The organism is Leptospira bouyouniensis, from assembly GCF_004769525.1.
Classification (GTDB): Bacteria; Spirochaetota; Leptospiria; order Leptospirales; family Leptospiraceae; genus Leptospira_A; species Leptospira_A bouyouniensis.
Genome location: NZ_RQFT01000012.1, coordinates 608615 through 635552, shown reverse-complemented (window position 1 = coordinate 635552; position 26938 = coordinate 608615). Strand labels below are relative to the sequence as shown.

27 protein-coding genes and 2 tRNA genes are annotated in these 26938 nt (G+C 38.5%); 16 read left to right on the top strand and 13 right to left on the bottom strand.

Annotated features, from left to right (window positions below):
* Window positions 1-87 precede the first annotated feature (87 nt).
* Window positions 88-1281 carry an aminotransferase-like domain-containing protein gene (locus EHQ43_RS17135; RefSeq protein WP_135771813.1) on the bottom strand — a complete coding sequence of 398 codons (1194 nt, stop codon included), beginning with the start codon at window positions 1279-1281 and terminating at the stop codon, window positions 88-90.
* 66 nt (window positions 1282-1347) lie between these two features.
* Here EHQ43_RS17135 and EHQ43_RS17130 point away from each other — a divergent pair, with 66 nt between their 5' ends.
* Both EHQ43_RS17130 and EHQ43_RS17125 read left to right on the top strand, forming a co-directional pair.
* Window positions 1348-2772, top strand: a complete 1425-nt coding sequence (locus tag EHQ43_RS17130; RefSeq protein WP_135771812.1) for an aminotransferase-like domain-containing protein — start codon at window positions 1348-1350, stop codon at window positions 2770-2772.
* Window positions 2773-2808: 36 nt separating this feature from the next.
* Window positions 2809-3066 (top strand): hypothetical protein, encoded by a 258-nt coding sequence (locus EHQ43_RS17125; RefSeq protein ID WP_135741753.1) that lies wholly within the window; start codon window positions 2809-2811, stop codon window positions 3064-3066.
* Between the two features lie 7 nt (window positions 3067-3073).
* Here the strand turns inward: EHQ43_RS17125 and EHQ43_RS17120 are convergent.
* Window positions 3074-3146, bottom strand: a tRNA-Phe gene (locus tag EHQ43_RS17120).
* A 70-nt stretch (window positions 3147-3216) separates the two neighbouring features.
* On the opposite strand from EHQ43_RS17120, the gene EHQ43_RS17115 reads away from it, so the two are divergent.
* The 4 genes from EHQ43_RS17115 (at window position 3217) to EHQ43_RS17100 (ending at window position 6244) form a co-directional block, all read left to right on the top strand.
* Window positions 3217-4155 carry an alpha/beta fold hydrolase gene (locus EHQ43_RS17115; protein ID WP_135771811.1) on the top strand — a complete coding sequence of 313 codons (939 nt, stop codon included), beginning with the start codon at window positions 3217-3219 and terminating at the stop codon, window positions 4153-4155.
* 82 nt (window positions 4156-4237) lie between these two features.
* The gene (coaE, locus tag EHQ43_RS17110; RefSeq protein ID WP_135741751.1) at window positions 4238-4855 is read left to right on the top strand and encodes a dephospho-CoA kinase; all 618 of its coding nucleotides are present in this window, start codon (window positions 4238-4240) and stop codon (window positions 4853-4855) included.
* Window positions 4852-5655 (top strand): SPOR domain-containing protein, encoded by an 804-nt coding sequence (locus EHQ43_RS17105; protein ID WP_135771810.1) that lies wholly within the window; start codon window positions 4852-4854, stop codon window positions 5653-5655. The genes coaE and EHQ43_RS17105 overlap by 4 nt, the downstream gene beginning before the upstream one ends.
* A gap of 184 nt (window positions 5656-5839) precedes the next feature.
* A complete protein-coding gene (locus tag EHQ43_RS17100; RefSeq protein WP_135741749.1) occupies window positions 5840-6244 on the top strand; it encodes a DUF2452 domain-containing protein in 405 nt (134 codons plus the stop codon).
* A 30-nt stretch (window positions 6245-6274) separates the two neighbouring features.
* Here the strand turns inward: EHQ43_RS17100 and EHQ43_RS17095 are convergent, their stop codons facing one another.
* Entirely contained in the window at window positions 6275-6676 is a 402-nt protein-coding gene (locus EHQ43_RS17095) for a YidB family protein (RefSeq protein WP_135741748.1), read from the bottom strand.
* A 145-nt stretch (window positions 6677-6821) separates the two neighbouring features.
* Between EHQ43_RS17095 and EHQ43_RS17090 the strand changes: the two genes are divergently transcribed.
* Window positions 6822-8702, top strand: coding sequence for an FG-GAP-like repeat-containing protein (locus tag EHQ43_RS17090; RefSeq protein ID WP_135771809.1), 1881 nt, complete (start codon window positions 6822-6824; stop codon window positions 8700-8702).
* A gap of 143 nt (window positions 8703-8845) precedes the next feature.
* On the opposite strand, the gene EHQ43_RS17085 is transcribed toward EHQ43_RS17090, so the two are convergent.
* The 6 genes from EHQ43_RS17085 to EHQ43_RS17060 all read right to left on the bottom strand — a co-directional run bounded on the left by EHQ43_RS17085 (window position 8846) and on the right by EHQ43_RS17060 (window position 13026).
* Complete coding sequence (locus EHQ43_RS17085; RefSeq protein WP_244242872.1) at window positions 8846-9289, bottom strand: hypothetical protein; 444 nt, start codon at window positions 9287-9289, stop codon at window positions 8846-8848.
* A gap of 109 nt (window positions 9290-9398) precedes the next feature.
* Complete coding sequence (locus tag EHQ43_RS17080) at window positions 9399-9893, bottom strand: VOC family protein (protein ID WP_167481813.1); 495 nt, start codon at window positions 9891-9893, stop codon at window positions 9399-9401.
* A gap of 81 nt (window positions 9894-9974) precedes the next feature.
* Window positions 9975-10796 carry an AraC family transcriptional regulator gene (locus EHQ43_RS17075; RefSeq protein ID WP_244242870.1) on the bottom strand — a complete coding sequence of 274 codons (822 nt, stop codon included), beginning with the start codon at window positions 10794-10796 and terminating at the stop codon, window positions 9975-9977.
* Window positions 10797-10799: 3 nt separating this feature from the next.
* Complete coding sequence (locus EHQ43_RS17070; RefSeq protein ID WP_135771806.1) at window positions 10800-11183, bottom strand: hypothetical protein; 384 nt, start codon at window positions 11181-11183, stop codon at window positions 10800-10802.
* The gene (locus EHQ43_RS17065) at window positions 11180-11863 is read right to left on the bottom strand and encodes a hypothetical protein (protein ID WP_244242869.1); all 684 of its coding nucleotides are present in this window, start codon (window positions 11861-11863) and stop codon (window positions 11180-11182) included. Before EHQ43_RS17065 ends, EHQ43_RS17070 begins: the two co-directional genes overlap by 4 nt.
* A gap of 1081 nt (window positions 11864-12944) precedes the next feature.
* A tRNA-Leu gene (locus EHQ43_RS17060) sits at window positions 12945-13026 on the bottom strand.
* Window positions 13027-13144: 118 nt separating this feature from the next.
* On the opposite strand from EHQ43_RS17060, the gene EHQ43_RS17055 reads away from it, so the two are divergent.
* Genes EHQ43_RS17055 through EHQ43_RS17045 form a run of 3 tightly spaced genes read left to right on the top strand, consistent with a single transcriptional unit; the run spans window position 13145 to window position 15262 of the window.
* Entirely contained in the window at window positions 13145-13567 is a 423-nt protein-coding gene (locus tag EHQ43_RS17055; protein ID WP_135741743.1) for a cyclic nucleotide-binding domain-containing protein, read from the top strand.
* Window positions 13564-14109 carry a Crp/Fnr family transcriptional regulator gene (locus EHQ43_RS17050; protein WP_135771805.1) on the top strand — a complete coding sequence of 182 codons (546 nt, stop codon included), beginning with the start codon at window positions 13564-13566 and terminating at the stop codon, window positions 14107-14109. Before EHQ43_RS17055 ends, EHQ43_RS17050 begins: the two co-directional genes overlap by 4 nt.
* 58 nt (window positions 14110-14167) lie before the next feature.
* Entirely contained in the window at window positions 14168-15262 is a 1095-nt protein-coding gene (locus EHQ43_RS17045; RefSeq protein ID WP_135741741.1) for a PilZ domain-containing protein, read from the top strand.
* Between the two features lies 1 nt (window position 15263).
* Here the strand turns inward: EHQ43_RS17045 and EHQ43_RS17040 are convergent, their stop codons facing one another.
* Together EHQ43_RS17040 and EHQ43_RS17035 are read right to left on the bottom strand one after the other, a co-directional pair.
* The gene (locus EHQ43_RS17040; RefSeq protein ID WP_135741740.1) at window positions 15264-15959 is read right to left on the bottom strand and encodes an IspD/TarI family cytidylyltransferase; all 696 of its coding nucleotides are present in this window, start codon (window positions 15957-15959) and stop codon (window positions 15264-15266) included.
* Entirely contained in the window at window positions 15956-17224 is a 1269-nt protein-coding gene (locus EHQ43_RS17035) for a diaminopimelate decarboxylase (RefSeq protein ID WP_135741739.1), read from the bottom strand. The genes EHQ43_RS17040 and EHQ43_RS17035 overlap by 4 nt, the downstream gene beginning before the upstream one ends.
* 57 nt (window positions 17225-17281) lie before the next feature.
* On the opposite strand from EHQ43_RS17035, the gene EHQ43_RS17030 reads away from it, so the two are divergent.
* Genes EHQ43_RS17030 through EHQ43_RS17010 form a run of 5 tightly spaced genes read left to right on the top strand, consistent with a single transcriptional unit; the run spans window position 17282 to window position 23745 of the window.
* Window positions 17282-18352, top strand: a complete 1071-nt coding sequence (locus EHQ43_RS17030) for a zinc dependent phospholipase C family protein (protein WP_135741738.1) — start codon at window positions 17282-17284, stop codon at window positions 18350-18352.
* A 24-nt stretch (window positions 18353-18376) separates the two neighbouring features.
* Complete coding sequence (locus EHQ43_RS17025; RefSeq protein WP_135771804.1) at window positions 18377-20929, top strand: penicillin-binding protein 1A; 2553 nt, start codon at window positions 18377-18379, stop codon at window positions 20927-20929.
* 59 nt (window positions 20930-20988) lie between these two features.
* The gene (locus EHQ43_RS17020) at window positions 20989-21393 is read left to right on the top strand and encodes a bactofilin family protein (RefSeq protein ID WP_012388418.1); all 405 of its coding nucleotides are present in this window, start codon (window positions 20989-20991) and stop codon (window positions 21391-21393) included.
* Window positions 21394-21412: 19 nt separating this feature from the next.
* A complete protein-coding gene (locus EHQ43_RS17015; RefSeq protein ID WP_167481812.1) occupies window positions 21413-22537 on the top strand; it encodes a M23 family metallopeptidase in 1125 nt (374 codons plus the stop codon).
* Complete coding sequence (locus tag EHQ43_RS17010) at window positions 22534-23745, top strand: alpha/beta hydrolase (protein ID WP_425269654.1); 1212 nt, start codon at window positions 22534-22536, stop codon at window positions 23743-23745. The genes EHQ43_RS17015 and EHQ43_RS17010 overlap by 4 nt, the downstream gene beginning before the upstream one ends.
* A 20-nt stretch (window positions 23746-23765) precedes the next feature.
* Here the strand turns inward: EHQ43_RS17010 and EHQ43_RS17005 are convergent, their stop codons facing one another.
* The gene (locus tag EHQ43_RS17005; protein ID WP_135771802.1) at window positions 23766-25517 is read right to left on the bottom strand and encodes a transglutaminase-like domain-containing protein; all 1752 of its coding nucleotides are present in this window, start codon (window positions 25515-25517) and stop codon (window positions 23766-23768) included.
* A gap of 49 nt (window positions 25518-25566) precedes the next feature.
* Here EHQ43_RS17005 and EHQ43_RS17000 point away from each other — a divergent pair, with 49 nt between their 5' ends.
* On the top strand, window positions 25567-26355 hold the full coding sequence (locus EHQ43_RS17000) for a helix-turn-helix transcriptional regulator (protein WP_135771801.1): 789 nt from the start codon (window positions 25567-25569) through the stop codon (window positions 26353-26355).
* 26 nt (window positions 26356-26381) lie between these two features.
* On the opposite strand, the gene EHQ43_RS16995 is transcribed toward EHQ43_RS17000, so the two are convergent.
* Entirely contained in the window at window positions 26382-26924 is a 543-nt protein-coding gene (locus tag EHQ43_RS16995) for an Mpo1 family 2-hydroxy fatty acid dioxygenase (RefSeq protein ID WP_135771800.1), read from the bottom strand.
* Window positions 26925-26938 lie beyond the last annotated feature (14 nt).

Genomic DNA, 26938 nt, shown 5'->3' with positions numbered 1-26938 from the left:
GATGCAATGCTTTTGAGATAGCAGGCTTCATATTTAGTAAGTAAACATACGAATAGTATTTGTCAAACAAATTTTACTAAACGTATGTTACGTAATTATGTCGCGATAGACAGAATGGATCCGTTTTACTCCTTCTTCCATGTCCGAACCCTGCAAAAAACTAAAGTTCATCCGAAAGAATGCTGAATCGGATTCCTTAAGTCGGAATTCATTCCCAGGAACCATCACCACTTTTTTTTCCATGATCCTTTCCATCAGTTCATTTTCCCTCACATCAGGGTATTCAACCCAAAGGAACATTCCCCCTTGCGGGTCTTGGAATTTCACTTCTGGTAAATAATGGTTCAGTAATTCCACTAACTGATTTTTTTGATTCCGATAATGAGTTTGAATTTTCGAAAAATGTTCGTTTATATCCATTAAGGATAAGAGTTTTGTGAGTATAATTTGCGAAAATTGATTGGTATTCAAATCAATCCCTTGTTTGATCCGATTGAATGAATCTTTATAAACTTCTGGAACAATCACCCATCCAATTCGAAAACCAGGTGAAATGATTTTTGAGAAACTTCCCAAAACAAAAGTTAGATCTTTTTCTTTTCGAAATGAGAAGATGGATGGATATATGATTCCCGAAAAATCTAAATATTTATAGGCTTCATCTTCAATTAAGATCACCCCGAACTCATCAAGTAGGTTTGCAACTGCTCTCCTTTTTTCCAATGACCACGTGATGGTCGATGGATTTTGATAATTTGGATTGGTATAAAAACAATGGATTTTCTTCTCACTCAAAATTTTTTTCAATTCAGATACATTGGGTCCATCAAACTCCATCGGTAGAGAAATCAAATTTGGTCCATACGGTGAAAATGCTTGGAGTGCACCTAAATATACTGGATCCTCAACTAACACATTGGTATTGTCATCCATCAAAAGTTTCCCGAGGATATCTAAACCTTGTTGGGAACCATGAGTGATCATAATAGAATCTAACTTCACTCCATCATCTAAGACAAACTTTTCCAAAATTATTTTTTTAAGATCTGTATAACCAGACGAATCACCATATTGTAAGGCAACTTCACTGGAAAATAGAATGGTTTCCTCCATAGATTGGTTTAAAAGCTCTTTGTTTAATAAATTAGGATTGGGCAATCCACCTGCAAATGAAAGAAAATTGGAATCTTTTACGGTGATTTTTAAGATTTCACGAATGGCGGATGATCGAATATTTTTGCTTCGATTCGCCAAAAATATGTTTGAAACAGTTGATTCCATACAAATACAATATCAAATAAAGAAAAATCTGTCCATATACAGATGATAACTTCTATACGTATACAGATGGAAAAAACAAAATACCAACAACTTGCAATTGATTTAAAGAAGGATATTCAATCTGGTTATTATTCCGAGAATGAAAAAATCCCTTCTTTAAGAGAAATCCAATCTATCAAATCCTGTAGTTTAACAACTGCGAAAGAAGCATATCGCATCTTAGAAGAAGAAGGGTATATCTATGTGCAAAACAAATCTGGGTATTATGTACAAAACCAAATTAAATCCATCATCCTTGGACCTCAAAATGAATTTTATGAATCAGTAGAAGCAGATGACCGTATCCAACAAATCATGAATACCGTGATGGATCCGAAATTATTGTCATTTGGAGCTGCCATCCCATCTGAAGAGTATTTACCGATTCAGGAACTGAATCTAACTTTTAAAAAAGCATATTTACATAAGGAAATTTTTACGTATGGAGACTTACAAGGGAATCCTAATTTAAGAGAATGGCTGGCAAAACGGATTTCAATGTTTGGATACCGAGTGAATTCAAAACAAATCCAAATCACATCTGGTTGTACGGAAGCTATCACCTATTCCTTATACGCTGTGACAGAACCAGGTGATACTGTCATTGTTCCCTCTCCTATTTATGTTGGTTTATTCCAAATTTTAGAAACGCTCAAACTAAAAGTAGTAGAGATCCCTTATCGTAGTGGCGAAGGGATCAACATTTCAGAATTTGAAAAACTCATCAAACGTCATAAACCAAAAGTATTTTTATTTGCTGCCAATTTTAATAATCCTAATGGAATTTTATTCAATGATCAAACTAAACAAAGTTTGGCAAATCTTTCATATGAGTTCGGAATTCATCTTGTAGAAGATGATATTTATGGCGATTTGTATTACGAAGGAACTCGACCAAAACCATTGGTGAGTTTTTTCCAACATTCAAATAATGGTCCAAAAACTTTTTTATGTTCTTCTTTTTCTAAAACCCTTTCACCAGGTCTACGAATGGGTTGGGTGGCAACTAAAACAGGGATCCAATCTGTTTCTAAAATCAGCAGAGCATTTAAAATATCAGAAAACCATCCTACACAGATTCTTGTTTTGGAATATCTGAAACGACAAACCTATGAAAGGCATTTGAAACACTTACGATCTGAATACAAATCACTTAGCAGTGAATATATCAAATTATTAATCGAAGAAAGTGAAGGGAATCTTAAAATCACAAAACCTGATGGAGGATTTGTTCTTTGGATTGAATCGGCGTTAGATGGTGATAAACTTCTTTTGGAAGCAAAAAAATTAGGTATGGCAATTGCTCCAGGTTCTTTATTTGGACTCTCCAAACATTGGAATCATTTTTTTAGATTGAATGTGTCCGTAGGAAGAACTCCGAAAATACGTGAGAAACTCATATTGTTTGCAAAACGTTTTTTAAAAAATAGAAATTTAAAAAAAACTTTTTAGTTGCTCCGAAACGAAACCCGATACAACTTTAGGATTATGTCTGACACCACTCGTAAGTATTTGGAAACCTCCCAAATCATTCCTTCCAAAGGTATGTCTTATACCATGTATGAAATTGAAGGCCAAGATACAATTTTAAGGATGTTAACCTTTATCCCTGATAATGATGAAATCCATATCTACCCGAAACCACCCGTCAAAAAGTTATACAAACCTGAACTTTGTAAAAAAGTAGAGGAAAACGAATTTTTGGGACTTTGGTCGATGGGAGAAGAGAGAAAGGTAGGAAAATAGGTAACCTTGGCCCCGGACAGAATCGAACTGCCGACACGAGGATTTTCAGTCCTCTGCTCTACCGACTGAGCTACAGGGCCTCGGTTACGACCAAAGTATTTTTTCATAGCCCTCTGTCAACGAACCTTTGCATTTTTTGTAAGGACAAAAATGAAATCAAAATTAAAATCAATTCTTAACACCCTTCTTATACTCGTAACCGTATTTGGTTGTGCTTCTGGGCTTCACAAAACAGGCATTAGTATTGAAAGATACCGGTCAAATCTAGAAACAAAGTCAGTTGTGGTCGAAGATTTGGTATGGAAGTATACAGAAAAACCAGGTGATGGCGAAACGCTACTCGTCGTACACGGCTTTGGTGGTGATAAAGACCATTGGACAAGGTTTTCAAGACACCTCCCAAAAAATATACGAGTGATCGCACCAGACCTCCCCGGTTTTGGGGAATCGAGTAAACCGGAAGGGATTTCTTATACTCAAGAATCACAAGCTATCCGTTTACAAAAATTTACCGAAACACTGGGTCTCACTAAATTTCACATCGCTGGGAATTCAATGGGTGGTGGGATTGCAGGAATCTTTGCTGCGAAATTTCGAAAACAAGTAAAGTCTCTTATCCTTTTTGATAATGCAGGGATTAAAAGTCCAGTTCCAAGTGAAATGCAAACCATTGAACTTTCTGGGAAGGAAAGCCCACTCCTTGTCAAAGACACAGAAGACTTTGATCGCCTCCTTCGATTTACATTTGTAAAACCACCTTACCTACCTTCGTTTTTAAAATCCTATTTTGCAGAAAAGTCTGTCGCCAATCGAGAATGGAATGCCCATATCTTAAAACAAATTAGGAAAGAAGGCTATGTACTCGAATCAAAGTTGGACCAAATCGAAGCACCTTGTCTGACCATTTGGGGAAAAGAAGACAAGGTCATCCACTATTCGGTAATGGAAGTTCTAAAAAATAAACTAAAAACAAAACTAGAAACGGTTTTATTAGAAAACATGGGCCATGCACCCATGATTGAGGATCCCCAACTATCCGCCAAACTAGTACAAGACTGGATACACAACGAAACACTTAACAAAAACTAAGTACAAAATACTTTAGTATTTTTTTTCTCAAATGATCTAAAAAAATACTTGTACTTTCACGGGTTTTTTATGTTATAAACCCGTGGCACTTGCACCCAACAAAACTTTAATTGGTATCACTGGATCGATTGGTTCCGGGAAATCCACTGCGCTTTCCATCTTTGGAGAATTAGGCGCAGTGACGATTAGTTCAGATTCAATTGCCCGCACTTTTACAGAACCAAATAGCCCTGTAAAAAATGAACTTATTTCCATCTTTGGCGATTCTATCATCGAAGAAGGTGGCACTATCAATCGGACAAAAATTGCCGAACTTGCCTTTAGCAACGAATCAAAATTAAAAGCACTAAACGAACTTCTACACCCACTCGTGAGAAAACAATTCCTAGAGTTTTACAATGACACCAAGGATGGAAGTATTGTGGCATGGGAAGTACCTCTTTTATTTGAAACGGATGCCCACACCATTTGTGATTATACAGTTACTGTATATCTCCCCAAAGACCAAAACTGGGAACGGGTAAAAACCAGAGGTGGAATGGAAAAAGTTGACTTTGAAAGAAGAATAACTTCGCAAATGGACATCGAGAAAAAAAAGTTCCTCTCTGATTTTGTCGTAACGAACGATACTGATAGAGAAGGATTAAAAGAACAAATCGTTATTATCTATAAAGAAATTCAAAAAAGGATTCAAAAATGAAAGAGAGAGTTTTTTACGTAATCAATTTAGACAAACAAAGGATTGGAGTTTTATCACTCTTTCTTTTTGCATTATTCTTTTCGATTTTCTTTTTGGGAGTATCGGTTGGGAAAGGTAAATCAGAGGGTACAGAAAATTTACAAAAAGCTAACCTTGCCGCCTTGAATTCCGAGACAAATGGAACAAACCTTCCTTCCCCAGAATCTCTGTCGAAAAAAGTAGAAGAAACAACAGCAGCGAATCAACAAGGAACTCAAGTTGCATCTTCCCTTGTGCAAGGAACGAAACCAAAAGAATCCGTTTCTTCCCAAGAGATACCTATGGCTGATATAGGAAACCACCCTTATTACATGGAAACTTCTACTGCAAAAGATGAAGAAGAAGAAAAAAAACAACAAATTGTCGATTTGACCAAATCGAAAGAACAAAGAACAAACTATGTTCCTAAAGAAGAAAAATTAAAAAACATTTCTTCAAGTTCTAAATCGAAATTAAAACAAAAACATGTAAGTGCAAGTAACACAAAATCTGTTTCCCAAAATGAAGGAAATTACCTGACGATCCAACTTGCTGCGTTTACAAATCGAAAATCGGCAGAAACATTTTTATCACAATTACATTCTGATAACCAGGGTAAACTGAAAACAAAATCCTTTATCATGGTCAAAAATGGATTCTTTGTGGTGCAACTTGGTAAATCAAAGGATAAAGATTCCTTACAACGAATTTTATCCAAAACTGTGATGCCAAAAGAAATCAAAGCAAAAGCAATGATCATCCAATACCAACCATTGTCATAAAAACAAAAATCGTCTATCCTTGGCAACTTGGCTTTCCTGATTAAATTGGGAGGGCCTTTTTCTTATCTTAATCTTGTGTGGATTAATCATATGGAAATCAAATTAAGTAAAAAAATAATTTGCCAAAGAAGATTTTCATTTTGAATTCGAAGGTATCGATTTCAAAATTTGTCTAAATAGTAAGATGGAAGAAACGGCAATCCCCCACCACAGTCTCACTTATGGAACAAGTCGCTTAGCGCCAGCTATAAGTCTCGTTGACCGCGCAAAAGAAATCGAATTAGCTGAAGAGTCTGTGAAACTCCATGTACACGGAAAACTCGAAGTCATTGCGAAACAAATTCGAGCATTAAAAGAAGAAGCTGAACTCATCCTACAACAAGCAGAAAAAGATATCGAACTCCACAAAGCAAAATGCCAATTTGAGAAGAAGGCAGGTCAGTTAATTTACCTATATGCGAAGAGTGAGGGAGATTATTTTTCTCTGCTTTCTCCAAAAGAATGGGGAGGAAATCCGCCTCATCCTTTTAAAGGAGCCTATACGATGAATCCTGATCGGAGTTTTACAGAAATGAAAGATAAGGACTGATGTTTGTCGAACAACTTTCCCTTCAATTGATTACTTTGTAAACAATGAAGCTAAACTCGAAAGTTGAGATGTGATATCTCCGCTTGGTTCTTTTCCGTCAGGTGAAAGTTTATCGATGACAATTGGCAATAAATTTCCGACAAGTCCTGCTGTTGCCTCCTTATCGAGTCCAACTTTGCTTGCAAGTTCCTTTACGGAATCATTTCCTAAAACGTTTAAAACATCGTCGGCACCAATGCTTAAGTTGTCTCCCGTTCCTACCCATGAGGAAGCAGCATCTGCAAAACCTTTCTCTTTGAATTTTTGCACAATCCCAGAAACTCCACCATTTTCTTCGATGATCTTTTGGATCCCAGAAACCACTTGTGGATTGTTTTGCACTAGCTCTACTGCCTGAGCTGCGACGGCTTTTAAACTTTCAAAAAAACTCATGCGGAGTATGGTCCTTGAATCAAAAAGAAAAGGAAAGAAATTTTTTTCTTAAATTCCAACTTTATCTTAACTAAAAAAGACAATAAGTGATTGCTTTCCAAAACCTGAAACCAAAACATCAATGCATTGTTAGTTGTATAAATCCATGGCACAGAATCCAAAATTTCAAAAATTTATCCATTTCATTTTAGCCATCGGAATGACTCTATTTTCATCCAATTGTTGGACAAATCCCCTCACCCACCCTCCACTAGAATGTTTGATGAAGTTAAATAATTTTCTTTGTCCCGATAACGACTTACTAAAAAAATATTCTCTAGGAATCTATCTTTTATTCCTACCAGAATCACGTGCTACAATTTCGAACCTCACAAATCACTCAATCGTGGAAACTGGATTTGTTGTGGGAACAGCACCCACTGATGTTAGTTTTGTGAATGTCGGATTTGATGACGCCCAACCTTCAAGGATTCCTGTGATCAATGGTAGTTGGCGTGCTCAGTTACCGACAAAAGCAGTGACAAATAGTTTTTGGACTTATGGAAGTTTGCATACAATTTATGTACACATCCCATTTGAAAAATCAAATACCATCCTTGTTCGGAAAGGAATCAATAAAGATACTGATGGAGATGGGTATCCGGATTTGATTGTATCGGCAAACGTAGGTGCAGGAAGCCAAGGTTATGGGTATGTATTTTCAACAAACCCAATTACAAAAACACTAAATTCAACACCAATTACAAGTTTAACGGACGGAATTACACAAACATTTTTCGGCTCGCGAATAACATCTGGAGACTTCAATGGAGATGGATTTGCTGATGTGTTTATTGGTGCACAAGCTTTCACTCCAGGCACTAATTATTTAGGGAAATCTTATCTTTTTCTTAGCCGAGGCCAATCCGGGATTCCATCACAAAATCTAAATTCAGGTGGAGCCGCGGATGCCATTCTTGATGGAATATCTGGTACAGGAAGATTTGGAACCAATATCATCGGAGCTGATATCAATGGCGATGGTTATGATGATGGAATCTTCGCTTCTCCATGGAATGATGAAGTCTTTATTTTTTATAGCCAAGGAACTGCTGCTATCAATTCACAAAATACCAATACTGCCAATGTTGTCTACAAACCAGGAGTAAATGATAATTTCGGATCGTATGCACAAGCAGGTGATATCAATGGAGATGGCTATATAGACCTTTTAGTTAGTGCTGCCACATATTCCTCTAGTTTAGGGAGAATGTATATCTATATTTCGAATCAAGGAATATTGCCAGAGGCTCCACAACAAATGTTAGTAGCTCCTACACCGGGTTGCGCTATCGGAGTTGGCTGCCAATTTGGAGCCAGTTTTGTTTTGGATTATTTTAATTCAGATCGTTGTATCGATCTTGCTGTTGGTGGACCCACCTTTAATTCCAATCAGGGAATTGTTTTTGTTTACCATTCTACCTGTGATGCCACAAACCCCTTTCAAAACGCACCTGTGTCAACTCTCATTGGACCACCTAATTTAAGTTGTAATGGATCTAATTGTTTCTTTGGAGGTAGCTTAGCTTCTGGGGATACCAATGGTGACGGACTCTCTGATTTACTGATTGGAGCCACAGGTGCCAGTTCTGGTATCGGCGACGTTTATTTAGTGTTAAATGACCCAATCACAGGGTTTCCCAATATGAATTTAAGTGCAGGGGGATCTCCCAATAGTCTCTTCGCTGGTTTGAATACTGGAGGAAATTTTTCACAAGGCCTTAAGTTCCAAGACACAAATGCAGATGGGCTCCAAGACATCGTGGTCTCTGAACCAATAACTACCAATCGAGTGTATACATTTCATAGCATTCGAGGAGGAGTCCCTGCAAACCAAAATATAAATGGGGGTGGCGTTACGAGCCAAACACTCATTCCTCCTGCAGGGAATTCGTTTGGGAATACAATTGCATTCTGGAAACAAACCGTAGAAAACTATTTTACCATAGTTCTGAATCGGACTAAAAAAATCTTGAAATTGGGATAAAGCATAAAATCCATACTTTCAAAAGTTGATACGTATTTTCCGAACTTAAGAATTCATACCGATCATAAAGTTATCATCATAGGAAAGTTCCATACAAAATGTTAACTTTGAATTTTTGTCCAAAGACAAATAAATTTCCACACTCACTCCATCACAGCGTGTGGGAAAACCAACCCCTGGAATTGTAAAGATATAACGTTTTGTTTATTCACTTCCATGTATTGGAAGGTGGTCTCTTTTACTTGTTTCACTCGGTAGTAGGTTTTGTTCCCAATAAAATCGCTATCAAGTAAGATTGGATCGGTAATTTCTAAAGTGACGAGTTCGAATTCGCAGTCTTTAGTCCAATTGATTTCATTCTTCACATAATATTTATCAATGATTCGATGAAAGGTGGCAAATTCATTTGTGATTTCGACGTGGATTTTTAACTCACCATCCTCCAGAGGAATGGATTCTATATAATAACCAGGTTTAAATCGACAATCATTGTTTGTGGAAGGAAAAGTAAATAACCTTGCTGAATGTATTTCATAACCAAATCCAAGAACTAACACCAAACAAAATATAGATATTTTTTTAATCATAAGCGAAAGATCCAACCTTCTTCTAATCATTCAAAAAAGGTTAGATCCATTGAAAGAGATTTTTGAAAATTTTTTGCAAAAAAATTCAATCGTTCCACATTACAATTGTTTAGTTTTTAGAATGAAGCCCTATGCGATTGCCTTCTGTGTCTAGAAAAATGGCAAAATATCCCATTTCTGGACTGATTTCTGTTTTCGGAAGGAGGACCTTTCCACCATTCAGAGATACCAAACTTAAAATCGGTTGGAGGTCGTCGCCACCATCCAAATAAACTAAAACTCCTTCAGACTTTGGTTTGTAGTCTTTTCCTTTCGTGAGAACAATGTTCGCACCGTTCCCATTCGAAGGAAACACTCCAAGTTCGGTATCCTCCATGGTCATTCTTTCAATTTTAGTCTGGAAAACTTTTTCATAAAAAGTAATGGATCGAACAACTTCTGTCATCGGAATTTCAACAATTGATACCTTTACATCCATTTGGTTCCCCGCTCCTTGTTTGCTTTTTGTTTCAAGTTCCGATTGTGATTTGTCTTTGCAGTGTACGACAACTGTCAAAAAAAGCAAAAAAGACAGAATCTTACTTACATTTAAATAAAAATTCATTTCATTTCCTCAACAAAATTATTAAACTCAGAAAGGAGTATACCTTGTTACCGTTGGCTCCAATTGTAAAAAATCGACAAATTATTCTTTTTGATAAAAAATTGTGGATAATAAAAAACTTTTATCACCAAAAAAATCACTTGGATTCAAACCCGTCACTTGTTTGAAATCTTTAATAAAATGAGACTGGTCATAATAATCCGAATCGTAAGCAATTTGTGTCAAAGATTTATCTTTTTCATCTAACATAAGCTTAATTGCCGTTTGCAAACGAATGATTTTTCCTAATTGTTTTGGCGAAACTCCCACCTGCTTTAAAAACTTTCGTTCTAAATCTCGAATCTTATTGGAATTTAATTTCCCTATCGAACGAATGGAAGCTGAACCTTGGCTTTTGAGCAAAGTATCAATTGCCATTTGAACCACTCGTTCTTGGTTGGATTTCTCTTTGATTAAACCGAACAAAAAGTTTTCTATTGAATGAATTCTTTCTTTTGTATCTTTCGCCGCTCGAATTTGATTAGTTAATTCACTTACAACACGACTTCCGAAAAGTTCCGACAAGTCAGTTTCTTTGTCTTTTAATTTGTCCATACCAGCGGAATGGACCGCTGAAAATCCAAAGGGATAGAATCTTACTGCAAAGGTATTTACATACCCTAAAGGTTCTATTGTAAATGGTTTCGTTATTTGGCCTATGACCATAGTACTTGGTTGTAAAACAAAACAATCGTCATTTGTAAAACGTTTAATTCCATCACCTAGCAAAAATGCCATTTCAATACAACCATCTGGGACAATGATTTGTTTGCCTTTACTTTCAGATGGTTCTACTTTTAAAGTCCAATAACATTTGACGATAGAACTTAAATCTTTGTGAGGTGGATATGTTTGGTATTCCATCAGTTATTGTAATTCGCGAATGATCAAATAATCTGCAAAATTTGAATTTGCATTTTCTGGAAAATGGATTTCTTTAGAACTTTGGATTCCACCAGTGCATTCAATTTCCTTTATGTAGACTTTTGAAAATGGAGATACCGTGAAAAAGTATTCTAAATTTCCCTTCTTTACCTTGACTCCGGTTTGATGAAGAGACTTACCTTTTCCATGGGAAGACTTTGAAAATAGAGAGACAAGGCAATCCCCTTCATATTCTTTTAGAAGACCTGACTTTTCACGAATTAATATCTTTTTTTCACCGCGGATCACTCCATCACATCCGAAACAAAAGAAACTTAAAATAAAATACAATCTTAAATTGATATGGAAAAACCTCAACCGCTTCAATTGATCTCCTCTTCCGTAAATCTGACAAATTCTTTTTCCATTTCGTATTCATAATATAAATATTGATTACGCGGTGTTATTACCTCAAAATGATTATAACCTCGTTTTTCAATGGACGGATCAAAACGAAGGAGAGTCCTAACACAATACAGTTGGTCGTATCCAGTTGTGATTAATATATGTTCCCGTGGATATGCCAACCTTTCATAAAATGGGAATCTTCGTCTAAATGTTTTCCCTTTTTTGAAATATGAATACGGATAAAGATAAACCAACTTTTCAGATGGATCAACACCATTCAATTGAAAACGATAATTTTCCATATCCTTTTCAATATCAATCTGCTTTGATTTATCATAACAAAACTCAAATAATAAATGAAGTTGTGAATCATCACCTTTTTTCAAAATAAACTTTTCTTTGGGTTGGAATACAGTATTATTAGGATCTTCTAAAACTTTCGGTAATTGTGATTTCTCGATATAGAATGTAGTATGGGAGTAAAACCATGGTCCATAAAAGGATGCTTCTTCCATTCGCAAATCTGTTTGTTTCTTGAGTCTTACATCAGAGGTAATTCCTGGTGAAATCAAAGTTAGGTAGTATTGGGAAGTACATGTGATAAAAAATAATCCCAAAAAAAACGGAACCAATCGAATTAAATATTTCTCTACTATCATTTGTTAACAAATCACATCATCCCACAAGAATAAACCACCTGAGCCCACTGTGTATCACAGGCACGTATGTAACTATCACCACCATTCCTACAATATAAACTTATCGGAGTGATTCATAAAATTGATAAACATCTCTCAACCGACCACAAGTGTCGTTGTCATTCATATAGGCTGCCATTCAATTCGTTTCTCCGAATCTTTCGATCATATCTTTTGTAATGATCTTTGGACTTACCCTACTAAAAACATCCGATTCGGCTATGTAAATCCTTTTTAGGAAACTTTCATTTGTAACCAAAGGTAGGTTTAGGAAAGAGTAAACTAACTCGATTAGAAAGGAAGTCATGCATACCAAATTCCATCACCTGACAAGTGAATGTCGAAACATTTTTTGATTTCAAAAAACCAGTGTAAGTTTCCTTGGGCGCCTCGGATTTGTTAGAGGAGCAGACTCGTCATTTAGCACGACCGCGCTTTCCGCTCCAATCTTTCGCTCTGCGAAAGGATTTCCGCTGCAATCGCTGGCGCGAGGGTGGGATGATAAAGATACTCACCATAAAGTAGAAGAAATAAGTGTAATGTGATCAGGAATTGAATCTCCACAAAGATTTATTTGATTTTTCGTTTTAAGCCAAGCTCTATTGACAAACGGTTCTGCTTCGGGACTTGCCTCTTTCGCTGCAAACACTTCGTGTGTTTGCTACGCTTCGAGGCACGGCGTCGCTCGACGTTTGCCTTCCTGGCAAACTTGCAGAAACTATGACTCCCTATGGGTAGGAAGAGACATTGATGTTTACATATCTAAGATCATATCGTTAACTAAGATTAGTTTGTTCTTTCGTACTAAGCCAAGTTCTATTTACAATCTGTTCTGCTTCGGGACTTGCCTCTTTCGCTGCAAACACTTCGTGTGTTTGCTACGCTTCGAGGCACGGCGTCGCTCGACGTTTGCCTTCCTGGCAAACTTGCAGAAACTATGACTCCCTATGGGTCGTCACAGTTTCTGGTCGCGCCACTGTTCAAGCCCCTCCGGGTGTGGTGGTCCATTTGAATGTTTGGAATGAGTAAGAAAGTTTTGTTTTGCGGGCGGAGGGACTTGAACCCCCACGCCTCACGGCGCCAGAACCTAAATCTGGTGCGTCTGCCAATTTCGCCACGCCCGCATTGTGGTTGTATAAGCAGGTTTTTGTACTAGGGAATTCTGTCTAGTGAGATTTTATGATTCACTTGCCTTTGTTTTGGAATTTTATATGACTGTCAGATACCTATAGGATAAGTCCGATGAACATACTGGAATTTATGCAAAACATCTCTACACAAGTGTATCTTCGTGGGGATGTGATTTTTCGAGAAGGTGATCCACATGATGGCAGTATGTATTGTATCATGAGTGGGATGTTTGCTGTCACCAAACGGATGCCAGATGGATCTCAAGAGGTGATTAAAGGACTTGGACCGGGTGAATTTTTTGGTGAACTTTCCCTCATCACACGAAGACCACGTGCCATGACAATCAGTGTTGTCTCTGCAAATGCACGTGTTGGAATATTACGCGAAGACCAATTTGAAAAATTAGCTAGAATCAACACACATTTTTTATTCCAACTCACAAAGAGTACAGTGGAAAAACTCCATCGGGCGGAAGCAAGGCTTGCTGAACTCGACAAAATGATCGAAGAAATCCAAAAGGATGAAACCAAATGAATGTAGAACATTTACGAAAGTATATAACCGAAGTTCGTATCGACCATTTTGCCCAAGGCACAAAAGTATTTTCAGAAGGGGAAGAATGTAATGGCAAGATGTACTTTGTGTTTTCAGGTTTATTACAGGTATTCAAACGGAAAACTTCTGGCGAAGACCAGTATGTGAGAGACATCAAACCCGGAGAATTTTTCGGAGAAATGGCACTTGTATTCCCTTCTCCTCGTGCCGCAACAATTGTCGCAGCTGCGGAAGATACAAAGGTTGGGATCATCACGAAAGATATTTTTTTAGGAATGGGAAAGGAAAGTCCCGGGTTTTTATCGGTGATTTTGCATAGTATCATCAACCGACTAACGGCCGTAGAAGATAACATCTCAGAAAAACAAAAAGAATTGCATATTCTAATCAACGGGATTCCGACTAAGGAACCCAATGCCGGAAGCACAGATTCTGTCACAATGACTGAGGAGAACACACAAGATTCGCCCAAAGATGAACCGTCTCAAGCCACAGAACAAGAACCAAGTTCCAATGATTAAAGAAACCAAAGTTCAAAAATAAGTTGACTAAAAGCAAAAAAAGCAGTTTTATTTTCGGGTGACTTTTCGTTTCTTCAATTATCCAATTCCTGTTCTACTAGTAACGCTTGGTTTTTTTGCGGTACCATTTATTATCTTTTTTGCCATTGCATCCTTGTATGACTTGGATTTTGACCATGTTGGAATGATCCTCACAAGGATCCAACCTTGGCAGTATGTGTTTTCTTTTCTAAGTGCCATTATCGCTTACGGACTGATCAGCAAAAAAAAGTTTGGGTATTATCTATTCCTTTGTTTTACATTCCTTATCCTAACATACAATATATGGATGGTCTTTTCTGTATCGCTTGGGAAAAAATTTTTCCTCGCAGGCATTCGCATTAAAACCACTGACATTGTTTGGAATTTGGGGATCACAACAGTCTTACTTGCGATTGCTTTTTATTTTCTAAGAAGAGAAATTGCCGCACCGTATCTGAGTCCTACTCGTCGCGGGTGGCGTTCCAAGTACCGAGAGACTCATCCCATCCCTTTCCATTGGACCAATGCTGATGGAGAAAGAGAGGGAGATGGACTAACCATTAACATCTCGAAAAACGGAGTATTACTCCCCCTAACCAAACACCATTTCTTAAAACCTGGGGATCCAATCAATTTACTCCTTACCTTGGAAAAAGAAAACAGAGAACCAGCTTCAATTTCTGTCGAAGGCAAGGTGGTACGGATTGATAAAGAAGCCGACGGAACTGAAATTGCAGGTGTGCAGTTATTATTCCTCATTGCCCAAAAGGAAGAGAAACAAATCTATGAATCATTTTTACACCGAGTTTTCGCACCGCGTTACCCCGTTTCCAATCCGGTAACCTTCCAAAATAAAAAAAACGAATCAACCAATGCAACCTTACTCAATGTTTCTTTGGAAGGAATGTACATTGAATCAGAAACGGTACTCAATGAAAACGAACCTTGTCGTGTGAAAATCCAAACTCGATCTGGGGAAATTTCGGTTGCAGGTGTTGTCAGGTGGTCAAACCCACAAGGAAAATATGGAAAACCAAGAGGTTTTGGCATCCAAATTGATACGATCGATAATAAAAATCTTTTTCGAGTTTGGATTTGGAAACAGAGATTTAAATTATTTCACGGAAGATAAGTTAGGTAAGATCTTCTATATAAAGTGAATCTGCAAGGGTAATATCCCCGGGGCTTGTTACTTTTGTATTATGAAAATCTGTTTCAACCATTCCTACTTTGCGTTTCCCCATCCAAGTACAAAGATCTGTGGGATGAAGTTTTGGATTGGAAGGCAATGCTTCTAACAATAGTTCGTTTATCATAAAACCTGCCACTGATTGTGGGGTTTTCACAGCATATACTTCCTCTCGTTTTAATGGTTCTTCAGTGTAGTTTTGGTGGAGTTTCACTCGCACTAAACTTTCAGTCACAGGACAAACAATAGAAGCAGCTCCAAAAATTTTAGTTTGTTCCACCAGTTGGAAGAGTTCGTTTTGTTTAAAACTAGGCCTTGCAACATCATGGATGAAAAAAATATCTTTTTCATCATATGTTAAAGATTTAATTCCCTGTAAGGTAGAAAGATGACGAGTCTCACCACCTTCCACAATTCGATCGTTAGGTGCAAGTAAATCTTCCAACTCTTTTTCCGTTTCCAAAATCCAATCAGGATGAGAAACAACAACCATTGATTTTAATAGTCCAAACCTTTGGAATCGTTTGACTGAATGCCGAAGAAGAGACTCTCCTCTTAAGTGTAAAAATTGTTTTGGAATCTCAAGACCCATCCTACTCCCCGTTCCACCGGCAAGTAGGATTGCATATAGATTGTTCATTCCACTACTAGAATTTCGTTTCGGAAAATTTCCATCACTGGTTCTTTTTTACGGATGAGTTTAGTTGTTCCATCTTTACGAAGTAATACTTCTGCTGTTTCAGGAAAACTATTGTAATTCTTTGTAGACATACTAGAACAATATGCTCCCACAGCTTCCATCACCACATAGTCTCCAATTTCTGCTTCTCCCATAAGCCTTGTGATGGGTTCTCCCCCTTCTTTTTGGGTGAACACATCGCCTGACTCACAACAATGGCCGACAACCACATACTCTTTGTTAGATGAAGGTGAGCCACCATCTTTTTTCACAGTGACAAGGGGATGGCGTGCTCCGTAAAGTGAAGGCCTTGTGTTCGAATCCATACCTGTATCCAATTTCAAAAATTGAAATCCATTTTTACCTGTGTCTACTTTATCATCCACTGTCGTGAGTAGAGCCCCACATAACGCAATGAGGTAAGTACCTGGTTCAATCTCTAAGATGAGTTTTCTTCCATGTTTTTCGGCAAATTCTTCAAATTGAATTTTGACCGGAGCACCTATCGTTTGCAAGTTGGTCGATTTTTCATCTTCCATACGACCCACTTTATAACCACCACCAAGGCTCACAACCGTGACCGAAGGGAAACTTTCTGCATATTCCAGTGTGTATTTTGCCACAGCCTTCCATACTTCAGGGTCACTACCTGATCCGATATGTGTATGGACTTTTTCCACAACTAGGTTGTATTTGCTGACGATAGCTTTTACTTCATCCAGTTTTTCATGCCAAATCCCAAAGGAAGATGTCACACCACCCACATCAGTTTTTTTCGTATGGCCAGATCCAAGGCCAGGGTTAAAACGAATGGATACAGATTTACCAGGAAACGATTGTCCAAAAAGTTCCAATTGACGGAGGGAACAAGCATTGAACTTAACACCCTTTCCAATGAGTTCCACAAATGCCTTTGGGAATTCTTGAGAAGTGAGCATAATGGATTCGGGAGAAAATCCAAAATGCAAAGCCCGAACCACTTCGTGTTCCGACGATGCATCAATCAGGATGCCCTTTTTTTTCATGATTTGTAAGATATTGGAATTGGGATTTGCCTTCATAGCATAACGGACTTGTAACCCAAATGCATTGGGAAAAGCCAACGTATCGTCACATTTTTGTTCAATTTCTTTCTCAGAATAGACAAAGAGAGGGGTTCCGAATTCTTTAGCCAAAGTTCGCACTTGGTCTTCTTTCAAAAACTTTAGTTTTTCGATTGATGTCATAGGATTTAAGATAAACCTTTCAATAGGTTCCAATCCATAAAGTCAAAAAAGTAGAAAATGGCAGGAAAGATCACACATATTGAAGCACTCTCCCAAGTAAAAAAACACTTGGAACATGGCAATGCCACCCACAGGAAAATTGCGAATTTACTGGCAAGGCCAGATGTTGCCTCCTATGCCAACTTAGGTGCTGTTGCTCCTGATATCTTTTATTTTTACCATGTACTACAACCCAAACGAACAAAGAAGGCCGCATTTTTTGGAGACCTTGCTCATCACCATAAAGTGGCAGAACTGATTTTGAGTTTTCTTGACCAAGTGTATGACACTGAGATGGGACTCTACCGCGACCGTTTCCTTGCCTTCACACTGGGTTATATCTGCCACTGTGTGGTCGATATCCAAACCCACCCTTATATTTTTTATATCTCTGGTGACTATTATAACGACGATAAAAAGATTTCCTACCAAGCCCAAGTGAACCATATGAAGGTAGAGTTTGGACTTGATACCCTGCTCATCAACCACAGGTGGGGAATGAATGCCAGAGAATATGATTTCCCTCAATACATTGATATCCGCCACCGTACAGTTGGGATCAAAAACAAAATGGACCCAGTACTTTGGAACTTTTGGTTACAATCATTAAAGGAAACTTTCCCAAAAGAATTCCAATCCTCATACATTGGCTCTGAAAAAAAAATCATCCCAGGGGATATCTTAAATGAATCCTACCTTGGGTTTTATCGGTTCACTTCTACTTTGGATTCAAGGAGTGCTTTCATGCGTGGCTTAGTCAATGTAGTGGATACTTTGACCTTTCATAGATACAATGCAAGTGTTCTCATGTTACCAACAATTGAGACTATCAATCCCAAGATCATGAATGATGAAAAACGAGAATGGTTTTACCCGGCAGACCCAAACCGCAAGTTCAACGATTCTTTCATCGAACTCCTAAACCAAGCAAGCCAAGCTTGCAAAGAAATTTTAACCAGAGCTTATGAATATAGTTTTTCACCAGAGAGCCGATCCAAGATTCTGGACTCTCTTGGTGGGTATAATTTGGATACGGGCCTTCGTTACCATGGCATTGACCATATGAAGGAATTTTCACCGCTCGTTTAGTAGGAATTTGAAAAAGGAAATTGTATGAAACAAGAACCCGTTGGGCTCTTTGAAAAGTATTTTATCATTTGGTTTCGGATCGTCACAGAAAGGATTTGGACTGGAGACAAAAAAGTTAGAAACACCTTCCTTGCCATTTTAGGATTTGGAGTTTTAAACGGTTTTTTGCTTACAGGTTCGGTAAAAGATTTTTTCCGATTAGGGGAAGCTGCCGTTTATGATATCCCATCCACCTTATACGGATTAAATGACAAAGGGGAATACGAACCCATCGCCGAATATTATAAATTTTCTCGTATTCCCGTTAAGTTAGAACAACTAAAGTCAGAAGAAACCAACTATTCCGCTGACAATCGCCACAAAGTGATCCAATGTTTTTTATCAACAGAGGATAATTCGTTTTATTCACATAATGGAATTGATCTCAAAGGGATTGCACGTGCGTTTGTAGTGAACCTAATGGCAGGCCGAGTGAAAGAAGGTGCTTCCACAATCACACAACAGGTTGCAAGGTTAAAGTTTTTATCCATCGAACGTTCCATTGCAAGGAAAGCGAGAGAAGCATGGCTTGCCATTTTACTCGAACTTGTGTATCCAAAAGACAAAATCCTAGAAGTATATTTGAACGAAATCCCACTTGGGCACGGAACGATTGGTGTAGGTGCTGCGTCTCGGTTTTACTTTCGAAAAGAAGTCCAAGATTTATCTTGGGGCGAAGCGGCAATCCTTGCAAGCCTTACCACAAGACCCACTCAATTTAGCCCAATTGTAAACCCAGTTTCTAGCATGAACAAAGTGAGAGTTGTATTTCGTAAACTCGTGGAAAATGGAAGGATGACTGTTGCCGATGCAGAAAAGGAATTTGGAATTTTAGAAGAATATTATACAAACCTCAATCGTTCTCCAAATGATTCTGCTTTTTCTGATAGACTAAATAGGTTTCCCTATGTCACAGAATACATTCGTAAAAATTTAATCCGTTCGATTGGTTCCAGTCGTTTGTATAATGGTGGACTTAAAATTTATTCGACCATCCAAATCCGCCACCAAGAAGAAGCAGAAAAAGCACTCCTTCCCGCCTTACAAAGACAAACGATAGAGTCAAATCAACGTGCGTTTCGTAACATTGATGCCTTTGATGATTTGTATGGCAGTGGCTATTCCTTAATCGCTGATTTGTATGACTTACCAGAATTTAAATTTAAAATTTCAAAAATTGAACGAACTTTCTCATCTGCTTACCAAGAAGATATTCGCGATGAGTTTTATGCCTTAAACTTACTTACAGGAGACGATTATCTAGGTGACACTCTCGATAAAAACTATACGTCCCAAATTACAAAAGACCACCTACTCCCAGTGGAAGGTTCGCTTATTGCCATTCGCCCAGAAACAGGTTATATCACAGCGCTCGTAGGTGGATCAGGATTTCGTTCCGATAACCAACAAATTCGTCCCTTCCAAGCCTTCCGCCAACCTGGTTCAGCTTTTAAACCCGTCTTGTATGCGGCTGCAATGGATTATTCTGGAAAAAACCCAGACCCTGAAAAAAACGTAACGCCTGCTACATTATTTGCCGACTCTCCACTCCAATACCTGATGGAGGATGGAGATGAATGGGCACCTGAAAACTACAGTAGCGAATACTCTGGGTTTATCTTGTTACGAAAGGCTCTCGAACAATCTAAAAACTCAGTGGCGGTTCGAGTCCTCGAACAAGTGGGACTTTCCAATTTGATGGAGAGCCTACGTGGTTTGTTGCAATTGCAAGGAAGAGATATTCCTTATAACTTTAGTGTTTCGCTTGGTTCTTTTGAACTCACTCCTTACGAACTCACACGTGCCTATGCGGCACTCGCCTCCGGGGGAAAAACAGTAAACCCGATCTCAGTTCTGTATGTGGAAGACAACGCAGGTAATGTCATCAAAGACTTTCGTAAAGATTACGAAGATGTAGAGCGTAAACAGATCATCTCAAAAGAGGCAGCCTTTCTCATCACTTCGATGATGAAAGATGTGGTAGAAGAAGGTACGGGACGAGGTGTACTTTCCTATGGATTGAATCGGAAGGCTTATGGCAAAACAGGGACTACTAATAATTTCCGTGACGCATGGTTTGTGGGTTATACCCCTGAACTTGTCACCTCGGTATGGTTTGGTTATGATGTAGGAACTATTTCCCTCGGGCGAGGGATGACAGGAGGGAAACTTTCTGCACCAGTTTGGGGCCGATTTATGGCTCGTGCCCTCGAAAAAGAACCCGCAAAAGAATTCCCTTGGCTGGCTGATGTCAAAATCACCAAACGAACCGTGTGTCGCATGTCAGGCAAACTCCCAAGTAACCAATGCCATGACCTTTTGGAAGAATACTTCATCCCACAAACCGTACCAAAAGACATCTGTAACGACCATGGTTCGGCTTGGAATGTGGTAGAATCTAAACCACAAAGCCCAGTCATACAAAAACCCGTAGAACCTAAAAAACAAGACACAAAAGTAGAGAAAAAACCCACTGAATCCAAACCACCGAAACGAAAAAAGTCGGTCTTTAGCGGAGATGAGGAAATTGACTACTAAAAAGGCTTGTCAGATAGACCGAAAATTTTGATTCTCACAGAAGGGGAAAAGGAGCAGGAATGGCAATAGGTAAGGATTCCATCAACAGCGTTATCGGACCAGGGTCGATATTTGAAGGTAAATTTTATATCGCAGGTTCACTTAGAATCGATGGAAAATTCGAAGGTGATATCAAAACAGAAGACGCACTTGTCATTGGAGAAACCGGTAAGGTTAAAACCAATATCAGTGCCAGAGAAGTCATTGTCTCCGGAACCCTCATAGGTAACATCAAAGCCGAAAACGAAGTCAAGTTAGAAGGAACTGGGCGTATGTTAGGTGACATCACTGCTCCTTATTTGGAACTTCAAAAAGGTGTCGTAGCAAAAGGAAATATCACAATCACTGGCGGTCAGAAAAAAGACGTTCGTAAGATTGTAGAAGAATCCTTTGGCGGAATCAAATCATTAGATTCAAAGGACTAACTTAATTTCCATTTAACACATGCTACTTCGTTCACCTGAAAAGTCTACGATCGGCAAGCATGTGTTACGTTGGGGAAACATTAACGTCATCCAAGTTTCCCCAGGTAAGTATTTTTATAATCTACAATCACAATCAAGTGTTCTACACGGAACCATCGATCTCAATCGTAAACGGTATCGGATTTTACCACTCCTAACCTTTTCGTTTATCATCGCATTTTTACTTTCTATCATCGTCGACAAACAAACCTACGAAGAAAGTTTGATGGAAAAAGAATTCTTAAGTATGTCCACTGAGGTGGAAGAGAACGATACGAAGGACAAAGAAGCAAAACTTGCCGATGCCAAATACTTACAAGAAACCGAAGACAAAAAAATGGCAATCCTTCGTTCAGCAGAACTAGACAAACTTGCTGAAAATAAAAACAAAAAGCTAAAAGTCACACAATACAAAGTGAAAAAAAATGAAAGCTTATCTGACATTGCCCGTCGATTTAAGGTTTCCGTTGAATCTATTGCAGGGAGTTCCGGAATCAATCCCGAAGTATCTCTTATCTCAGGCCAAATTCTAAACATTCCCAATAAACAAGGGTTAATGTATAAACTCAAAAAAGGGGAAACTCTCGCAAAGGTTGCAGATTATTATAAAGTCAAAATCGACGACATCTACGCAGAAAACCAATTGGAAGATTATGATTTATTTAAATCAGGACAAAAGGTCTTTTTACCGGGTGCTGTGATCCCTGAAACTGGCCCTGTTTGGAGGATCCCAGTCGCTTCCAAAGTCATTACGTCTGGTTGGGGAACTCGTTCATACCCCCAATACAAATTTCATATGGCACTCGACCTACGTGCCAATTACGAATCTGTCTATGCGGCAAGGAAAGGAAAGGTCACATTCTCTGGTTGGATGGGAGGGTATGGTAATGCAATCATATTGTCTCATGATGACAATTACCAAACCCTTTATGCTCACAACTCAAAACTCTATGTCAAAGAAGGTGATTATGTAAGTGCCGGAAAGATTATCTCTCGTTCGGGTTGTACCGGCTACTGTTTTGGACCTCACTTACATTTTGAAGTCATTAAAGATGGCAAAAACATCAATCCCACAAAACTCATCAAAGGATTTTCTTATAAATGAAATACAAACCATCACAATCTGAAACCGCATCGCAAAAAACGGATACCCCTTCTAATTCCCAACCTGACAAACATTCTACCAATCTTTCCAATTCTGTAGTATCCTATAGTGCAGGAATATCAGTTTCAAAATGGTTTTTTTTGGTTCCGATTTTCTTTTTTGTCGTTTTGATCACAGCCTGTACTCCTACTAAAATTGGAGAACAAATCAACAAACGAATTACTGATCCTTTTGATGAAACCAAAAACCTAAACGTACATTTTGTCACAACAAGAAGGGAGATGGGAGCAAAAGACAGTTGTGAAGGGAATAGTTTTGGTTTTATCACAGACATTAACCCTCATTATGGGATTTGTATCGTGAATGTTCCCGCAAAACATATCATTGGTGATATTTCATCCGACAATAACCAAGACAAACATTCCTTTTTCCAATTCAAAGGCCGAGTGAATACGGATGAAAAAGAATTTTTATCCAAAATCAAAACTTCTGGGAGTGAAGAGGTTTTGGTATTTGTCCATGGCTTCAATGTGAATTTTGATGAAGCCGTACTCCGTGCAGGCCAAATCAAATACGATCTTAAATTTCCTGGAGAAGTGGTTGTGTATTCTTGGCCCGCTGGGGCAGATGCGGGTTTACTTGGGCAAGTGATGGTAAAATCAACGTATGATTTGAATTTTACTGAAGCAAAAATCAACCGTGAACCATTCGCTAATTTTCTAAAAGAAATCTCGTCCACAGGGAAAAAAATCCAACTTGTTGTTCACAGTATGGGACATCAAGTGGTGTTACCTTCCATTGCTTCCCTTGCTAAATCGGGAAAATCAAAATTCATTTCGGAACTCATTTTAAATGCACCTGACTTTGATAAAAATGAATTTGAACTATTGCTGAGTGACCTCACTAAATCTTCTGAACGAATCACCTTATATTGTTCACCAGGTGACAATGCTCTCATCGCTTCTCAAAAAGTAAACGGGGCACCACGGGCCGGAATGTGTTTTAAGTATTCTGGTGTGGATGTGATCAATGTAAACGAAGTAGATGATCCAGTACTTGGAGTTGGTGGCCTTGGTCATGGGTATTATTCATCAAGGCCCATCTTAACAGACATTTATCAAGTGTTACTCGGTGTTTCAGTCGACAAACGCCTTTTCATTCGTAAATCCGGCCCTAAAAATGGCGAAAACTTTGTCTTACGGAAGTAAGACAATAAAGGAAATGGAGCTTAAGGTACAACCATTTCTTCACCAGACAAAATTGACCGATTGTTTTTGAGAACAGGAAGGACACCCTCCTCCTCTTCCCCCGTTTCACCTTTTTCTTTTTTCAGGATGGAGAGTTTCATCTTAACCTTTTTCCCATAGGAAAGATGCTCTTTTGTGAGTTGGACCAAACGGTCTCCACCAGAAATTTTTGGATGTACTGGAGTTGGCAAAACAGAAAAAACCAAATGCCTTGCATGGGTCACACCCGGTTTTGATTTCGGTGGAACAAGTGGTTCCATAGGAATCCATCCCAAACCGGCGACCCAAACTTCAACATATTTATGGTTAAAGTACATCTCACTCGAAGTTTCAGTGGGGAGGTAGTTCCATACAAGTCGAGCTGGGATTCCAACGCCACGTAACAAAGACATGGTGACATAGGAATGTTCTGTGCAACCACCATTGTTTTTTTCGATGACATTCGGTGCTGCTTCAAATTTACCAGACTTGTAAGGAATGGAAGAAACATACTTTGCCGTTTCAGAAAGGATTTCGTGAATTGTCGTTTTTCCTTGGAATAACTCCTCCCGTTTTCCAACCACAACTGGGTCTTCAAGTTTCACAAACCAATCATCCCGGAGTTCATTGGGGAATTTAGATTCAGATTCTTCTCGTTTCACAATAAGGTTCGGATCAAATTTCCAATGGATTTTGAAACGAGTGAGTTTTCCATAATAAATAGGAATGCTCTTTGATTCTCCCTCTTTCATACTTGGTATGGTGACTGTTAAAGTTCGATTCCCTGTTTCATCCAAACTAAAAACACTTGGTGAATAAAATGTTTCTTCACGTAACTCTTGTGCATAGGTATCTTTTTTCGGAAGGATGACATTGTAATCAGTTTCAGGAAGATCACCCGTAGAGGTAAGGTCCAATTGGTATTGGAGGTTTGACGAAATCGGAGAAAATCGTATCACGTTACCGTCAGAACGTTTGGAGAGGCCAACCAATGGAAAAAAATGATCATCAAACAAAAGCCATTCCCCATAAATTTTCGTAATCGGATCAAAAACCAAAAATCGATCAGGACTGATTTGAGTCATTTTGAAGAGAGCTCTGTGGTTTGTAGGGAACTTCCACTCTCTTTTTGTTTGTGTATCCAAAAGTGAAAATGACTGGATGGTATTACCAGAAAACGATGAGATCAGTAGAATTTCGTCTTTTGAACCTTTGACAATCCTTTGCACCGATTTCATAGGAAGACGAATCTTCGGTTTTTCTTCCAAAGTTTCCAAATCAAAGACTTCCAAGTCGTCTTTGTCCAATCGCACCAATCGTCCCTCGGAACAAAGAATGTCTTTCCAATTGGAAGAATTGGCTGGGAGGTCCAAATCTTTTTTGATTTCCCATGTATGTGGATTCACTCCATATAACTTCCGTTTGGTTTGAATTAAAAAATCTCCCTTACATTCCGTCCAACCTAGGACCTTTCCTTTGTCCCAAGGTTTGATTTGAAACTTGGCCGTTTCCAAATTGTATTCGTAAATTGAGAATTGTTTGTCTTTGTTTTTGGTTTGGAAATACAAATGAGTTTGAAAGTATAAAAAGGATTCAAAAAGTTCCACCGATTCCGATTCGGGGAAGGAAAAATCGGTAGGAGTGGAAAATGTGGGAGAGACTGGGATCCAGTCTGAAACAAATTCTCCTTTTTCTTTGGCAGAGACAACACCTCCAACCACAAGTAGGAAGAAACCCAAAATCCATTGTTTCATTCGATAATCCTTGCCTTTTTCGAAACCTTCGATAAGATTTTTTTAGTATATGGATGGCAAAAGAAAAGGAAGTCTTTTTTACTTTGGAGAACGAATCTTACTCGGAACCCAAGGTCTCGTCACAGAACCACACTCTCACTATGCAGTTTCGATTTTAGTTTCAAAACAATCACCATTTCAGTTGGTCACAAAAGAGAAAGAAACCATTGAAACCGAAGGGATCATCATCCCTCCTAATTTTTTCCACCGATTGGAAGCAAGCCATACAGAAATCGTTGTGATCCAATTGGATCCAAAATCGGAGGAGTATAAAAAAATTGAAATGAAGGATCGTTATGTTTTACTCGATAAAGTTTCGATCAAAAAAATCCAACAGTTGGCAGAACCACTATTTACAAATACTCTGAATTGCCAAACCGCAAGAAAGGTGTATGAAGAAATTTTAGAAGTTCTTGGTTCCACAAAATCAAATATGGAGTGGGACCATAGGATAAATGTTGCCATCAAAAGAATCAAAGAGACTCTTCCAAATCCAATCAGCTTAAGCATACTATCAAAAGAAACAGGTATTTCAAAAGATCGTTTTATGCATTTATTCAAAGAGAATATGGGAATTCCACTCCGACAGTATTTGTTATGGCAAAGGTTACACATTGCGGCAAGATTACTTCAAAATGGCGAGAACCTAACAACCGCATCTCATGCGGCAGGGTTTAGTGACCAAGCACATCTTTCACGGACATTTAAGAAGATGTTTGGTGTGAAACCCTCCTTATTTTTAGGAGGGACTCATCTATCGAATGTTTGTTTTTGTGAAACTAGTCCTAACTTGGAATAAAGCAAAAGTTAGGACTAGTAAAAAGTTTAAGCTGTTTTTTGAACGCTAAAGTCTTTCCAAACTCCTTTTTGTTTTAACTCATCATCGACTGCTATTTTTAGATCTAAACGGTAACCCAATTCAAAAAATACATCGGCAACGACAAAGAGTGGGGCCGATACAAGCGCTTGGAACAAATTGTCAAAAAGGGCTGGCCTACTTTTTTCAAACACAAAGTGCCCATAAAACTGGGAACCCCAACCAATCACTTGCCCAAGTCCAAAGATGGTCCATGCTGTTTGGGAAGGGAGCTGTGCTGTGATCCTCTCAGCTGTCACAAAAAGTCCACCAAACAATAGTGTAGCGACTAAAGCGAACACAACGTCTAATGTAAAATAATAACCTAGGATCGCTAGGGTAAAAACAAGGGATGCGGAAACATTAAATCCATTCCATTCAAACAATGAAAAACGGCTGAGTACTACAAACAAAGTAAAGGTAATGGTGGGCACACCTAAAACATGAATCCAAACATTTCGTTTTTCTTGGTGGTAGGCAGAATAAAATGCCATTTCTTTTGCAAATCTCAATGGGAACCTCCAGA

Bases quoted from the DNA above. Each gene is read 5' to 3' on its own strand.
- EHQ43_RS17010 (WP_425269654.1), top strand. From the start codon at position 22,534: ATGAAATACAAACCATCACAATCTGAAACCGCATCGCAAAAAACGGAT.
- EHQ43_RS17040 (WP_135741740.1), bottom strand. From the start codon at position 15,959: ATGAACAATCTATATGCAATCCTACTTGCCGGTGGAACGGGGAGTAGG.
- EHQ43_RS17100 (WP_135741749.1), top strand. From the start codon at position 5,840: ATGGAAGAAACGGCAATCCCCCACCACAGTCTCACTTATGGAACAAGT.
- EHQ43_RS17115 (WP_135771811.1), top strand. From the start codon at position 3,217: ATGAAATCAAAATTAAAATCAATTCTTAACACCCTTCTTATACTCGTA.
- EHQ43_RS17055 (WP_135741743.1), top strand. From the start codon at position 13,145: ATGAACATACTGGAATTTATGCAAAACATCTCTACACAAGTGTATCTT.
- EHQ43_RS17095 (WP_135741748.1), bottom strand. From the start codon at position 6,676: ATGAGTTTTTTTGAAAGTTTAAAAGCCGTCGCAGCTCAGGCAGTAGAG.
- EHQ43_RS17005 (WP_135771802.1), bottom strand. From the start codon at position 25,517: ATGAAACAATGGATTTTGGGTTTCTTCCTACTTGTGGTTGGAGGTGTT.
- EHQ43_RS17075 (WP_244242870.1), bottom strand. From the start codon at position 10,796: ATGGAATACCAAACATATCCACCTCACAAAGATTTAAGTTCTATCGTC.
- EHQ43_RS17065 (WP_244242869.1), bottom strand. From the start codon at position 11,863: ATGATAGTAGAGAAATATTTAATTCGATTGGTTCCGTTTTTTTTGGGA.
- EHQ43_RS17035 (WP_135741739.1), bottom strand. From the start codon at position 17,224: ATGACATCAATCGAAAAACTAAAGTTTTTGAAAGAAGACCAAGTGCGA.
- EHQ43_RS17130 (WP_135771812.1), top strand. From the start codon at position 1,348: ATGGAAAAAACAAAATACCAACAACTTGCAATTGATTTAAAGAAGGAT.
- EHQ43_RS17125 (WP_135741753.1), top strand. From the start codon at position 2,809: ATGTCTGACACCACTCGTAAGTATTTGGAAACCTCCCAAATCATTCCT.
- EHQ43_RS17135 (WP_135771813.1), bottom strand. From the start codon at position 1,281: ATGGAATCAACTGTTTCAAACATATTTTTGGCGAATCGAAGCAAAAAT.
- EHQ43_RS17025 (WP_135771804.1), top strand. From the start codon at position 18,377: ATGAAACAAGAACCCGTTGGGCTCTTTGAAAAGTATTTTATCATTTGG.
- EHQ43_RS17015 (WP_167481812.1), top strand. From the start codon at position 21,413: ATGCTACTTCGTTCACCTGAAAAGTCTACGATCGGCAAGCATGTGTTA.
- EHQ43_RS17090 (WP_135771809.1), top strand. From the start codon at position 6,822: ATGGCACAGAATCCAAAATTTCAAAAATTTATCCATTTCATTTTAGCC.
- EHQ43_RS17080 (WP_167481813.1), bottom strand. From the start codon at position 9,893: ATGAATTTTTATTTAAATGTAAGTAAGATTCTGTCTTTTTTGCTTTTT.
- EHQ43_RS17000 (WP_135771801.1), top strand. From the start codon at position 25,567: ATGGATGGCAAAAGAAAAGGAAGTCTTTTTTACTTTGGAGAACGAATC.
- EHQ43_RS17105 (WP_135771810.1), top strand. From the start codon at position 4,852: ATGAAAGAGAGAGTTTTTTACGTAATCAATTTAGACAAACAAAGGATT.
- EHQ43_RS17030 (WP_135741738.1), top strand. From the start codon at position 17,282: ATGGCAGGAAAGATCACACATATTGAAGCACTCTCCCAAGTAAAAAAA.
- EHQ43_RS17085 (WP_244242872.1), bottom strand. From the start codon at position 9,289: ATGATTAAAAAAATATCTATATTTTGTTTGGTGTTAGTTCTTGGATTT.
- EHQ43_RS17050 (WP_135771805.1), top strand. From the start codon at position 13,564: ATGAATGTAGAACATTTACGAAAGTATATAACCGAAGTTCGTATCGAC.
- EHQ43_RS17020 (WP_012388418.1), top strand. From the start codon at position 20,989: ATGGCAATAGGTAAGGATTCCATCAACAGCGTTATCGGACCAGGGTCG.